Source organism: Pelagirhabdus alkalitolerans, from assembly GCF_900096905.1.
Lineage (GTDB): Bacteria > Bacillota > Bacilli > Bacillales > Amphibacillaceae > Pelagirhabdus > Pelagirhabdus alkalitolerans.
The window spans coordinates 19,079-32,597 of the sequence record NZ_FMYI01000001.1 but is presented as its reverse complement, the minus strand read 5'-3'; the positions used below and the strand labels follow the sequence as shown (position 1 = coordinate 32,597).

The following is a 13,519-nucleotide window of genomic DNA, read 5'->3' as shown; positions in this document are numbered from 1 at the left end:
AAATGAATCGAAGAAGTGTCCAACGTAAACGGCCAAGGTTTTGGTTGCGTCAAAACCTATTGATATTATTTTCTTTCGTATTAATCTTTAATCCTTTTTTTAATTTAACAGATTTAGCATTAGCAGAAAGTATTTCATCAACAAGCACCTCTGAAGAAGACTTTGAAGGAATGCAATTAGGTGAAACGTTTGCCATTAATGGTTATTCGGGAAGTGATACGGCTATTGAGATTCCAAGTCAAATCGAAGGAAAGAATGTAGAAACAATTTTAATGAATGCGTTTGATGATGAGAATTTAACAAGTGTAGTCATCCCAGAGAGTGTTGAACAGATTGGTAACAGCGCATTTGCAAATAACCAATTATCAACCGTTACGATTCATAATGATGAGGTAGACCTTGGAAGCAATACGTTCGAGGGGAATCCAGATGATCTAGTGATTAAAGGTCATAGTGGATCGACAGCAGAAGCCTATGCAGATGCTAATGGGCATACGTTCAGTGCCTTTTCAGACTCAGATGACGATACAGCAGAAGATTTTGATTGGGAAGAAAGTGATGGAACCGTAACGATTACCGGTTACACCGGAGCAGATACAGATCTCATCATTCCGGAAGAGATTGACGGTATGACGGTGACCAATATTAATAACGGAGCATTTCGGGAACAGGGCTTAACAAGTGTTGATTTACCCGATTCACTGAAAGAGATTCAGAGGAATTCATTCCGAGATAATCACCTGACCTCTGTAGAATTACCGGAATCACTGGAACATATTTATATGTATGCGTTTTTTAATAATGATTTAGAAACACTTGAATTGAATGAAAATCTGACTCAGATCGAAGGATATGCTTTTCAGAATAACCAGCTCACGGAAGTTGATCTTGGAGAAAACATCAACGCAATTTTCAATGGGGCATTTCAAGGTAATCAAATTGAAGAGATCGTTATACCTGACAGCATCAGTATCATTCAATCATCTGTTTTCGAGGGTAATCAACTAACCAGTGTGACAATGAGTGATACCATCTGGTCGATAGGAAATAATGCGTTCTCAGGTAATCAATTGAGTACCATCGACTTGCCTGAAAGCCTTGAACGGATTAGAAGCCAAGCATTTCGTGACAATCAACTTGAAGAGGTCATTCTTCCTGAAAACGTTGAAGAAATCAATAATTTGGCATTTACAAACAATGCTTTGGAACACGTGACAATTGAGAATCAGTCGGCAGACCTGGATGAAGAGGCGTTTGTTAATAATCAGGAAGACCCAACTGAGCTCGTCATCAGAGGTTATGACCCATCAACTGCCAAAACACTTGCAGAAAATGAAGGCTATTCTTTTGATCCTATTAATCTAATGGTTGTGGATGTTCCTTCTCTAGAAAGTGTGGATGTTGATTTCGGCACGCCATTGGTTGATCTGCCGCTACCTGAAGAGGTCGATGTGGATCTGAATAATGATGAACAACAGGCTATTTCAGTTACATGGGATGAAGCTGATCCTGTTTACGACGGAGAAAGCGAAGGCGATTATACGTTTGAAGGAATCTTAGACTTGCCTGATGATATCGCAAATCCTGAGATGTTGAGTTTGTCACTTACGGTTACTGTAACAGAGCTTATCGTTCAAGAAGTCGGCGAGCTGGATCCTATGACAGTGGATTATGGGACTGCAATGTCAGATTTAGCGCTGCCTGAAGAAGTGGACGTTGTGCTTTCGGATGACTCTACTGAGGAAATCGCGGTCAACTGGAATGACGGTGAACCAGTTTATGATGGCATGAGTTCTGGAAGCTATGTCTTCACTGGGACACTTCAATCACAAGCTGATTTTACAAATCCTAATGACATAGAGGCATCAGTCACTGTGGAAGTTTCACCCGAGGAAACGGACTTTTCATATTTCGAGAATTCCGTTGGAACGATCACAATTAACGGTTATACCGGTAGTGATACGGATGTAGACATTCCGGCTGAACTTGGTGGGATAGAAGTAACGACTATTACAACAGGCGCATTTGCTTATGAAAACCTAACGAGTGTCCAAATTCCAGATACGGTCACAACAATAGGTCAATCAGCATTTTTAGATAATGAACTAACAAGTATTGATCTTCCAGAGAATTTGACACATATAGGAACGAGGGCCTTTGATGGCAACAATTTAGAAAGCGTCGACATCCCAGACAGTGTCGAAAATATCAGCGCACGAGCATTTGTTTCTAATGAATTAAGTGAAATAACGATTGGAAACGGACTCGAGGAGATTGCTTATCGTGCATTTTATGACAATGCATTAACACATGTCGATATTCCAGAAAGTATTACGGCGGTTAACGATAAGGCATTTAAAGACAATCAATTATCATACGTTACGGTTTATAATTCAGAAGTGACATTTGGAGAAGATGTTTTTACTGGTAATCAATCTGCCCCAGAAGATTTATTAATTAGCGGGTATAGTGAGTCAACAGCAGAAGACTATGCAATTGATCATGAGCATACATTTAGCTACTATGTAGGGCAAGGTTATGATGATGATTTGTTCTACATCACTGACTATCTAGGAAGTGATACTGAAATTGCGATTCCGTCTCATATAATTGGAAGAGAAGTGACGTTCATTGCAAGTAATGCATTTTATGAAAAAAGTCTAACAAGTGTGGAGATTCCAAATACTGTGACGAATATTCAAAATGCAGTATTTTCAGGGAATGATTTAACAAGTATAGAGATCCCTGAAAGCGTTGAGCATCTTGGCTTTTCAGTATTTACAAGAAATGCTTTAACAGATGTTTTCGTTCACAATGAAGAGATGTACTTTGGGAGTAATGTGTTTGGCGATAATCAAACAAATCCAGAAGATATCACGCTAAATGGCTATTTTGACTCGACGACAGCAGATTATGCTGAAGCTTTTGATCATTCGTTTAAGTCATTTGAGCAGTTAGTCGAAAGTGTGACTGTTGCAGATATCACGGTAGCAGTCGGAACACCACACGATGACGTTCCTCTACCAGATGAAGTAGAAGTTACATTTGATGATGGTAGCACAGACTTGTTGCCAGTCACTTGGGATGATGGAGATCCAGAATACGATGCGTCAACTCCAGGGGATTACACATTCACGGGTGCACTTGAGCTGTCAAATGATCAGTTAAATCCTGATGATATTGAAGCATCAATAATGGTCACTGTAGAGGAAGCGACTGTGATTGAACCCGGTCAAGAAGCACAATATGTGGTCGCCGGTGAAACGTATGAAATACAAGGAACAAGTACTATATTAACGATGCCTGAGAACCTACCTTCGCACACAACACTTGTAGTAGAGATTTATGAAGGTAGCGAGAGTAGTCAAGTAGGGTTAAAAGAAGTAGGGGACCTTTTAACATTTACATTTGATAATTCATCTATAGAGGTTCCTCTTGGTGGCACATTTGTTTTAACAATGGGCTATGATCAAGAAGCAAACCCAGATGATATCGATATTTATTATCTCAATGAATCGACCGAAGAATGGGAAGCTCGGGATGGAGAAGTCAATGAAACAGATCAGACGATCTCGATTGATGTTGATGGATTCTCAACCTATGGTGTCTTTGAACAGTTAGAAACTGAGGATGACCCAGAAGGAGAAGACCCAGAAGGAGATGATCCAGAGGGAGACGACCCAGAAGAAGATGATCCAGAAGGAGACGACCCAGAGGGAGACGATCCAGAGGGAGACGACCCAGAGGGAGACGACCCAGAGGGAGACGATCCAGAGGGAGACGATCCAGAGGGAGACGACCCAGAAGGAGATGATCCAGAGGGAGAAGACCCAGAAGGAGATGATCCAGAGGGAGAAGACCCAGAAGGAGACGATCCAGAGGGAGAAGACCCAGAGGGAGATGATCCGGATGAAGAAGACCCAGAAGATGAAGTCTCTGAAGAAGAAACAGTTGAAACAACCGAATCTGATGAGTCAGATCAATTACCAGATACTAATGCAAGCATCTTCAATCTTTTATTAATCGGTTTGGTCTTCATGCTAACGGGTATCTATCTTTATTGGTTAAAGCGAAGAAAATTAAGAGAGTTAAAGAATAAATAAAAGAGATATAGATGATTTTCTTTCTGAAGATGTATACAGTTCAAAATATCAATTCGTAACGTTAGTAAATCATCACCATTTGAATAAGTGCAAATCCTGAAGGAATCATTTCTATTTTCAGAATAAAGAGAAAGCCGGGTCTAACCGTATAGATTGTGTGTGAATTCATTGTTTTCCAAGATTGTGTTCATTCTGAAGTTTGTTTCAGATAAGATTGTTGTGTTGCTTGGAAGAACAATGCATTGCTCGAATCTATACGAAACCCGGTTTTTTTATGTCATTTATTAAAAGTTTGATTTCTTAATACCTTTGAATCAAAGCTTCTTAAGTTTTGGTCATAGCGCCATAAGTGGTGTGTAGTAGTAGACCTTTCCATAATAGAATTGATAAAAAAGACAATGCCATTTTTTATGATCAGGATGTTGAAGTATTTATTATTTGGGGTAATGCCATTTGCGTTTTTGGGTGGAATGTTGACAATGGGTGTTTTGTTCTCTTTGTTTTTATTTGTATATATTTTTTTGAACTTTTTACCAGAAAATATAACTGGATTTGGTATTGTACTTGGTATTTTTGTTGTTATGGGTGCGTTTGTTCTAGTGACCTTATTGAAACGAGCATTAATTGACCATGGCAACGATCAGATCTTATCAAATGAGTATTCGTCACATGGAGTACAAGGTCGATCTGCAGCAAAAGCTAATCAGTATATCTTCACGTTTTTAGCATTTATTTGAAAAGTCTAATTAGAAGGGGCAGTGATTGGTAAAAGGAAAATTCATTTTACTGATCACAAGCCCCTCATATTTCAAACACCTCATCACTTTAGAGGTAGCCAGTTCAGCACTTCCTGAATATGATAATCCCAATATCCCCATTCATGCGTCCCTGAATCAAATGTAGTTTTAACATCTAATGATAGACTGTCTGTTAATTCCTTAAATGCAATATTTTCTTCAAATAAGAAATCTTCGGTACCACAAGCTTGGTAAAGCATCGGTTTTGGCTCGTCTGATTGGTCGAGCTTACGTGTTAAATGGAAGATATCGTGCATGCTTCCCTCAATATTGTCACCACCGAAAACATTATAAAGTGTTTGCGCCATTGGGTGATCAGTGTTTTCTTGAGGGTGTTGGGCTAAGTTTAGAACCCCGGATAAGGAAGCGATCGCTGCGAATTGATCGGGTTTGTTTAATCCCCACTTAAAAGCACCATAACCTCCCATTGATAAACCGGCCACAAAGTTGTCTTCTCGCTTGTCCGATAACGGAAAGAAAGACCTTGCGACTTGCGGCAACTCTTCTGTTAGAAACGTCCAGTACTTTTTACCGTAAGCCATATCTGTATAGAAACTGTGATCAACATTGGGCATGACAACCGCTATCCCAAGTTCAGAGACGTAACGTTCAATGGATGTACGGCGTGTCCAAATCGTATGATCATCACTGAAACCGTGAAGTAAATACAGGGTGGGGAGAAGCTTATTAGTCTTGTGTTCTGGTAAAATAACCGTCATTGATGTATTTAATGTTAGTGCCTCAGAAAAGAAATCACATGTTATTCTTGCCATTTTTAATCATCCTCTCAAATATGTATTTTGATAACGTTATCATACCATATCATTCCATTTCATAGAAACTAGGGGTTGAGTTATTTTAGTGTGAATTTTCAGCTAAATAATTATTGAGTTGAGATGAATTTCCATAATTCATGTAAAAATGGTTATATTTACTTTATAATGGGTGTGGTTGATTATTTATTTTTAACTAAGTGCAAGGAGTGCATAATACATGAGTGAAACGATTAAGTACTGTGCGAATTGTGGTCAGCAAAGAACAGGAGATTCGAGGGTTTGTTCAACATGTGGGTCACCTTTTGATGCTAAACCTCACTCAAATAAAAGGGTGGTAGTAAAGAATAAACGTGTTATTTATAGTTTGTTAGCTTTAATCCTTATAGGTGCGATTATTAATTTATCTAGTAGTAGTGATATAGCTGGTGCTTATCGTTCTTTGAATGCTGAGCATGAAGTGTTTGTCATGATTAATCAAGAAGATGAAGTCGACATGAGTATCCGTGAAAGAGAAGGATGGTATCAGCAACAATCGTATCAGCTTGAATATGATCAAGCTCGTGATCGCTATGTTGTGGATCCATCAGAACCGGTCCAAACGGTTTTTGTATATAAGAAAAGTCATTATACATCGGATGAAGAAGCAAGTAATGGACGGAAATCATATGTTGATCCTGAAGACTATGCACTTAATCCTGATATAGAAGTAAAGGAAACGAGAAATGCTTACAAAATGGTGATGAGTCATGATGTTGAAGTGTTTCTTGATGAACAACTTGAGACTTTAGAGGTTTTGCCACATGATAGTGGTGGGTTGATTGTCAATGATGAGCTTGTCACTAAAACATTAAAATGATGTCTCTATGTTTCATGTGATATAAAAACAGGAATAGAAGTAGAAATAAATAGACTGGAAGGTGAGGAAATGATTCCAACGATTACGCTAAACGATGGTTTAGAAGTACTGGCGACAGGTTTTGGTACATATAAACTTAAAGGACAAGCCGGTGTCCATGCGCTTCAATCGGCAATCAAGAGTGGTTATCGATTACTTGATTCTGCTTATAATTATGAAAATGAAGGGACGTTAGGACGCGCGATCCGTGAGACTGCTGTCCCAAGAGAAGAATTAGTCGTTACATCAAAACTACCTGGTCGTTATCACCATTATCAAGATGCTGTTGAGGCGATTCAAGAGTCATTGTTTCGTAGTCAGCTCGATTATTTTGACCTTTATTTGATCCATTGGCCAAACCCAATACAAGGGCATTATGTCGAGGCGTGGCAAGCATTACTTGATGCAAAGAAATGGGGATTAATACGCTCTGTCGGTGTGTGTAATTTTTTACCTGAGCACCTAGAGGTCTTAGAAAAAGAAACGGGTGTATTGCCAAGTATGAATCAAATCGAGTTGCATCCGTATTTTAATCAAGAAGAACAACGCGCTTACCATCAAGAAAAAGGGATTCAGACACAGTCTTGGAGTCCACTCGCAAGAAGTCAAGAATTACTTGATCAAGACGTGATTCAATCAATAGCAACTCGGCATCAAAAGTCGAGTGCACAAATTATTTTAAGGTGGCATTATCAGCTCGGGTCGATTAGTATTCCAAAATCACAAAACCCGCAACGTCAAAAGCAAAATCTTGATATTTTTGATTTTGAATTGACAGCGGATGATATAGATCGGATTAATCAAATGACAGAACCAGATGGCCGTCGTAAAAATCAAAATCCAGCTGAATATGAAGAGTTTTAAACTAAAAAGCCGAAGGACATATTGCCCTTCGGTTTTGGTTTAGTTTATACAAATTTAGGAATCATTTCGTTTTCGCCATTCATCCTTTTTTTCTTTAACGGTTTGACTGGGAATTAAGTATGCGTTCGTTAATTCGGTGACAATTAATTGATCGTCAATATGTTTAACCGTTTGAAGGTGGCGTGACGGAATCGTAATGGTGTAGAGACCAATTGGGTTAAAGAGTACCGCGACCTGTTCGTTAAAATCATGATCCTCATACATATGTTCAATAATAAAATGGCATTTTTGTTTAATCAAGTGGGTGACACCCCTTCGCTTAAGATGAGTCTATCATAGCATATGTTTCGTCATATAGAAACGCGTCATTGAATCAAATGATGGCTTTATTCCTCTAATTGTGACAATCGACCGGTGAGCGGATCGAATTCACCTGTCAGTGTTTTATTTTGATTCGAAAGCTGGACTTCAAACGGATAATCTTTCTCACCTTTATAATAAGGCAGGCGATCCTCAAAACTATCCAGATCTTCAGTGACGTCAATCGAATCAATTTCTTCATAACCATGATTAGCTAGATCCTCTGTTAAAGCAAACCGAATATCAGCTGGCAGCGTGATATTTCGTTGACCATTAATTTTCCACTTTCCATCCTCTAAAACAAGCTCATAAATAGTCGGGTTCGGTTGATAATAAAAGTCACTTTCTACGATCAGTTCGACTCGGTTTGTATGGTGCATTAAGTGAGCATCATAGATGTCAACTGAAGCGCCTAAGGGAAAAGCATATAAGTATTCATTATAGTCATTCGGTTGATCGTAAATACCTTTTATGTATGTTTCAATTTGGTCGACCGTATAGAAGTCGGTCAATTGATTTTTAATAGCGTTAAATTCAATCGTAAAAGTAAAGCCGTCATCATGAAATTCGTAGTGTTCATACATCATATCAACTGTTTCTTGTTCGATTTCTAAGATGTGTTCAACGAAAAATTGTTCAGTCAGTGGCCGTGCTTTTTCTTCTAAAGTCGTCTGTTTTGATTGACTCGCAGTAGCGGTCTCTAAGTTTGTTGACTGACAGCCTAAAAGAACGAAACTAACGCTTAATAGCGTCATCCATTTAAAAAGCATATCAATTACCTCCTAGTAAATATAGCGCACCAAATTAGGTGCGCTACACATTTTTATAAGTAGTTGAATAACATGATCTCACTAAGTGCTTCTCCTAAAATTTGACCCGCGATCAAGACGCCAATGATGGTGAGAATAACACCGTAATAGCCATCGATTGCTGGTTTTGTGTCGGATGCATCAGCAAGTGAGATAATGGTTGCGATAAATGATAGCGTAAATAGAATGAGCGCAAAGCCGAGGACAACCATACTAAATTCTTGCAAACCGATTATAAATAGGACGATTGATACAGCTACACTCAGTGTTGGGAGTACCATCAACGTTCCAAACGTGGTCATGACACGGATAAATGAATAATTGAGTTTCATTAATTTGATGACACCGAACATAACCGCCGTGATGACCGCAATTGAAATAGTAATTAAGATGAAGGGTCTTAACGTCATATCCCAAAACGATGGGGTTAAGCCTCTGTAAAATGAATGCGCGACAACATAAGAGAAGAACGGAATTAAAAACGAAAATAAGAGCAGCGTAATGATGCTGTTGATCATATCTCCTTTGTTATCGGTCATGTGTTTACTACTTGCGTAAGGATGCTTGATCGCATTTGGCAAGTAGCTTATGTAAGCTTTACTAATAGCCTTACTTTGTTCAACGAACTCATTAGACTTAGCATTTGAGTCGAAAGCTTCCTGTTTGTTAACTGGGGTACCACACTCCCCGCAAAACGAAGCTTCTTCACTGATCACTGTCTTACAATTTGGACATTGCAATAAAAACACTCCTTTTTATAAATATCAGTCCTCATTATAAGACACATTTTGATCTATTTCTACATCTTTTTTAATAGGGCGAAAGGAGTTCGTAAGATTATTTTACATAAAGATTATTGAGTTTTTCGGTTAATTTTTTCACCGCTTCTTTTGATAATTGCGGTGTTTGTTTGGCTTGAATCGCATCTATGACTCCGTCGTAATTGACGACTTGATACGTGTCGATTAAGGATTTGTCTACATTGATCGTTGTGGCATTACTAAACGCAACAATGGGAAAGATATGTTTACTTTTTAGGTTTAGATGTTTTTGAATCGTTTCTGCTTGTGCCTTTGTTTTGGACAATGGGTTAGGAACCTGTTTTGTGCGTTTTTTATAATGTTGCGTCCAGTTTTCATCCTTTAGCGATCCGGTGACTTTTCCCGTATCATTTTGTTGGTCAATGACAAAAACACCATAGACAGATAAGACAACGTGATCCGCGGTTCCTTCTTTTAGCGGAACATTTGTCAAAACTTCGTAATGATCACTTGGTAAGTGTCTTAAAATCTGTTTAATATATTGACGGCTCACGCGGTTACGCATTCGATTTAATAAGATGCTTAAGCCGACAACGACCGCGATGATGATAAAGCCTTCTAATTCAAACATGTTCATTCTCCTCACATCCAGTTAATAGGTCTATTTTAACACAAAGATTTGTGAAAATAATGCATTAACAGATCTGTAACATTATGATAGACTATTAGGTAACAACATACGCTATAAAGAGTGGACGAGAGATCTGGCTCAGTGACTCCACGGCAACCTGCTATTGGTAAGGTGCCCCAACCAGCAAAGCTATAAATGCTTTGAATGATGACGTCGATACAGACCGACAAACCTCTTTCATCATTCTAGATGGGAGAGGTTTTTTCACTCTTTGAGGTATGTTGACAGTCTGATAGGAGTGATCAATATGGATTTAGTGTTTCATGAAGTACTGAGTGCTGCGAGTCGCTTGATTGGTGAGTTTGACGAAGGGGTTCGTTTTGATTTGCGTCAAGTCGAGAAAGAGGGGATTTATCAGCTTATGATTCGATCAGATCAGGGAGAACTTATTTTTCTAGTCTTGAAAAAACGAACAATGGAGCGCTTAATGAAACGAAAGAAAGGCGCAATTGAACGGTATATTCGGGATCAATTTAGAAGGCAAAGATTTAAGGCGCAAAAAAGCTCCTGATCGAGTGATCAGGAGCTAATGATTTTAAATGGTCCACTGATCGGATACGAGTGCGACAACGCGGTATTGGCCATGCTCATTTTCTTCAAGAACAACGTGAATACTGAACCAATCCATACCGTCGTATTCGTCGGTACCTTCGTGATGGTATTCAACAACTGTCGCATCAGGGAAATAGTCATCGATGTTGTTGAGTACATTTCCGTGTTGACTGAATTCATTGACATAAATGTCATCTGGTTCAATTAAGAGATTTGTCGGTAAGAATTCATCAAAATAATCTTCAGGTGTTAAGTCGATGTCGTCGCCTCGGCCATCATAAACACCCCACGTATAAATCTCATCATCTTCATCAAAGTTTGCAATCTCAGCTTCTGAAAAGATTAAATCCTCATCACTGACGTTGACATATGGTGAGAAGAGAATGCCATGAGATGTATGCGTCCAATCGGCAAGGGCGCTCATATCCTGGTCATCGATTGCGTGAATGACGTTCTCGGCTACTTCTTCAGCATCGGTGTCCTCAATTTGCTCACTCTCTGTTTCACGGATTAGCCAAGCTTCTTGATCATTTGAATATCTAATGTCATAACGGAATGTAACGGTTCCCATTTGGGGGTTCGATTGTGTTTGTTCGATCGTGTAACGCTCATCACCGCGTTCAGTCAACTCATAATCCTCATCGGGGTTAATAAACGTCTTCCCATCCATTGGGATGACATAAACACCTTGGTCATCAGCTTCAAAGTAATTTAAAAAAATGGTCTGTGATTGAGATGGTGTCATCACTTGTTTGAAATGATCGTGCACTTCTTGTTGAGTATCGAAGTCGACTGCATACTGCTCATCATCAACATTGTCCACGACGTCAAGAAAGACCTGTTCGTAATCTGAGAGTAATTGATCGGCTGTTTCTTCATCTAATTCTCTAGCTAAATCAGGGCCATCTTCTACTTGTTCTTGCTCAGTTGTTTGATCATCTGGATGGTCTTCGGCAGGTGAAGTTGCGTCATCATCCATCATCGGTACAGTGATTAAAGCGAGAACGACGAGTAGAACAACACCTGCTATACTCGCAAAAATTGTTTGTCGTTTCATATCCAAAAACCCCTTTTTGGTCTGTCTATTTATTATTTTCCACAATGAGCTCCATTTTAAACTAGGCGGTGCTTGGTTTAAAGTGTGATTGGTAAATACTTTTATAGAAACCATCTTGATGAATAAGTGTTTCATGATTTCCGGATTCAACAATTTCTCCGTGATTAAAGACGAAAATTTGATCGGCTTGTTGAATTGTATTTAGTCTATGCGCGATCACGACACTCGTTCTATTTTTCATCAGGTTGTTTAAGGCATCTTGAATGTAGCTTTCTGTGACTGTATCAATACTGCTTGTAGCTTCATCTAAAATAAATAAATCAGGGTCTGAAAGAATCGCTCGTGCAATTGAGATGAGTTGTTTTTGACCTTGACTAATTCCGCCACCATCTTGGTCTAAGACGGTGTCATAGCCACGTGGAAGTGTGCGAATAAAGGGGTCAGCATTAGCTTCTTTCGCTGCTTGTTCGACCGCTTCATCGGTTGCATCCAATTTCCCGTAACGAATATTTTCGCGAATCGTTGCTTGAAATAGGTATGGATCCTGCAACACAAAACCAATGTGTTGTCTTAATGTGCGGCGACTAACGGATTGAATCGGTGTGCCATCTATTCGTATTTCACCTTCGTCTGGGTCGTAAAAACGGGTGATCAAGTTAATCATCGTCGTCTTGCCGGCCCCCGTCGGCCCGACAAATGCGATCATCTCACCAGGACTCGCTTCAAGATTGATATTAGTCAGTGTCAGTTGATCGTGTGTATAACTAAAGCTCACCTGATCAAACGTTAAGTGTCCATCAATGCGATCCCAAGTTCTGTCATCGTCTGTTATATCTTCTTCGTTTTCTTCATTTAACACGGCGAAGACACGCTTTGCACCAGCAACTGCGGATAGAACGGTGTTAAATTGGTTGGCCAATTCGTTTAATGGGCGGGTGAACTGTCGTGAATACTGAGTAAAGGTTACAATTAACCCAATCGTAACAATTTGATTGATCGCCAGTAAACCACCAATTAATGCCAGTAGTGCAAAGCCTAAGTTGTTTAAGACATTTAATAGTTTAGGAATAAAACCTGAATAACTTTGTGCTAAGTAAGAAGCCTTTTTTAACCGTTGATTGATGGTCGTAAATTCATCAATCGCTTCTTCTTCTTTTGTAAAAATAGACACGACCGTGTGATTGGTGATCATTTCTTCTACATAACCATTCAATTCACCGAGTTCTTGTTGTTGCTGTTTAAAATAAAGACGCGTTCGCTTTGTGATCCAGTTCATCCCGAAATACAAAATCGGAACGACAGAAAGTGTGACAAGCGTTAGGAGAGGACTCAAGTAAATCATAAAGATAAACGTCCCTGTTAGTGTGAGGACACTCGATAACAATTGAATCACAGATGTGTTCAGCGTTTGGCTAACATTTTCTAAATCGTTCGTTAACCGGCTCATCAAATCACCATGTGTGTTCCGATCAAAAAATGGAATCGGTAAATGGTGCAGTTTTTCAAATAAATCTTGTCGCATTTGATAAACGGCGTTTTGTGCGAGTTGAATCATGACAAAATGCTGCAACCACATCGTGAGTGAATGGAAGAAATACACGACACCAAGTCCAATTAACAACCAGGTGAACTGATCGAAAGGTAAGTCTTCTAAAAATTGATCAATCGCATACCCTAATAAGAATGGTGCCAAAAGAGAAAGCGCGCTGCTTGATAGAACGAAAAAAATAACAAGTGTGATTTTTACACGTGAAGCACTCAAGTAGCGCATCAGTCGTTTAATCGTCGGCCATATATTATTTACATCTACAGGTTCTTGTTTATGTCGTTCGATCGAAACCACCTCCTCTTAAA

12 protein-coding genes and 1 riboswitch are annotated in these 13,519 nt (G+C 39.2%); of the genes, 5 read left to right on the top strand and 7 right to left on the bottom strand.

Annotated elements, in window-relative coordinates:
* Nucleotides 1-2: 2 nt before the first annotated feature.
* Together BLR62_RS00125 and BLR62_RS00120 are read left to right on the top strand one after the other, a co-directional pair.
* Nucleotides 3-4,103 (top strand): leucine-rich repeat protein, encoded by a 4,101-nt coding sequence (locus BLR62_RS00125; protein ID WP_245719373.1) that lies wholly within the window; start codon nt 3-5, stop codon nt 4,101-4,103.
* A 410-nt stretch (nt 4,104-4,513) separates the two neighbouring features.
* The gene (locus tag BLR62_RS00120) at nt 4,514-4,840 is read left to right on the top strand and encodes a hypothetical protein (protein WP_218119736.1); all 327 of its coding nucleotides are present in this window, start codon (nt 4,514-4,516) and stop codon (nt 4,838-4,840) included.
* Nucleotides 4,841-4,923: 83 nt separating this feature from the next.
* Here BLR62_RS00120 and BLR62_RS00115 read toward each other — a convergent pair whose 3' ends face one another.
* Nucleotides 4,924-5,673, bottom strand: coding sequence for an alpha/beta hydrolase (locus tag BLR62_RS00115; protein ID WP_090791537.1), 750 nt, complete (start codon nt 5,671-5,673; stop codon nt 4,924-4,926).
* Nucleotides 5,674-5,893: 220 nt separating this feature from the next.
* Between BLR62_RS00115 and BLR62_RS00110 the strand changes: the two genes are divergently transcribed.
* Together BLR62_RS00110 and BLR62_RS00105 are read left to right on the top strand one after the other, a co-directional pair.
* On the top strand, nt 5,894-6,532 hold the full coding sequence (locus tag BLR62_RS00110; RefSeq protein ID WP_090791535.1) for a hypothetical protein: 639 nt from the start codon (nt 5,894-5,896) through the stop codon (nt 6,530-6,532).
* 69 nt (nt 6,533-6,601) lie between these two features.
* Nucleotides 6,602-7,435, top strand: a complete 834-nt coding sequence (locus BLR62_RS00105; protein ID WP_090791532.1) for an aldo/keto reductase — start codon at nt 6,602-6,604, stop codon at nt 7,433-7,435.
* A 54-nt stretch (nt 7,436-7,489) separates the two neighbouring features.
* Here the strand turns inward: BLR62_RS00105 and BLR62_RS00100 are convergent, their stop codons facing one another.
* The 4 genes from BLR62_RS00100 to BLR62_RS00085 form a co-directional block, all read right to left on the bottom strand.
* Nucleotides 7,490-7,735 carry a hypothetical protein gene (locus tag BLR62_RS00100; RefSeq protein ID WP_090791530.1) on the bottom strand — a complete coding sequence of 82 codons (246 nt, stop codon included), beginning with the start codon at nt 7,733-7,735 and terminating at the stop codon, nt 7,490-7,492.
* An 86-nt stretch (nt 7,736-7,821) separates the two neighbouring features.
* Nucleotides 7,822-8,565 (bottom strand): hypothetical protein, encoded by a 744-nt coding sequence (locus BLR62_RS00095; protein ID WP_090791527.1) that lies wholly within the window; start codon nt 8,563-8,565, stop codon nt 7,822-7,824.
* Between the two features lie 53 nt (nt 8,566-8,618).
* Nucleotides 8,619-9,344: a zinc ribbon domain-containing protein gene (locus BLR62_RS00090; protein WP_090791526.1), complete on the bottom strand. Its 726-nt coding sequence runs from the start codon at nt 9,342-9,344 to the stop codon at nt 8,619-8,621.
* A 97-nt stretch (nt 9,345-9,441) separates the two neighbouring features.
* Complete coding sequence (locus BLR62_RS00085) at nt 9,442-9,996, bottom strand: nuclease-related domain-containing protein (RefSeq protein WP_176759162.1); 555 nt, start codon at nt 9,994-9,996, stop codon at nt 9,442-9,444.
* Between the two features lie 108 nt (nt 9,997-10,104).
* Nucleotides 10,105-10,210: riboswitch (SAM riboswitch) on the top strand.
* A gap of 93 nt (nt 10,211-10,303) precedes the next feature.
* Between BLR62_RS00085 and BLR62_RS00080 the strand changes: the two genes are divergently transcribed.
* Entirely contained in the window at nt 10,304-10,567 is a 264-nt protein-coding gene (locus BLR62_RS00080; protein ID WP_090791522.1) for a hypothetical protein, read from the top strand.
* Nucleotides 10,568-10,591: 24 nt separating this feature from the next.
* On the opposite strand, the gene BLR62_RS00075 is transcribed toward BLR62_RS00080, so the two are convergent.
* Together BLR62_RS00075 and BLR62_RS00070 are read right to left on the bottom strand one after the other, a co-directional pair.
* Nucleotides 10,592-11,665, bottom strand: coding sequence for a hypothetical protein (locus BLR62_RS00075; protein WP_090791519.1), 1,074 nt, complete (start codon nt 11,663-11,665; stop codon nt 10,592-10,594).
* A gap of 61 nt (nt 11,666-11,726) precedes the next feature.
* Nucleotides 11,727-13,508 carry an ABC transporter ATP-binding protein gene (locus BLR62_RS00070; protein WP_245719357.1) on the bottom strand — a complete coding sequence of 594 codons (1,782 nt, stop codon included), beginning with the start codon at nt 13,506-13,508 and terminating at the stop codon, nt 11,727-11,729.
* Nucleotides 13,509-13,519: the final 11 nt, after the last annotated feature.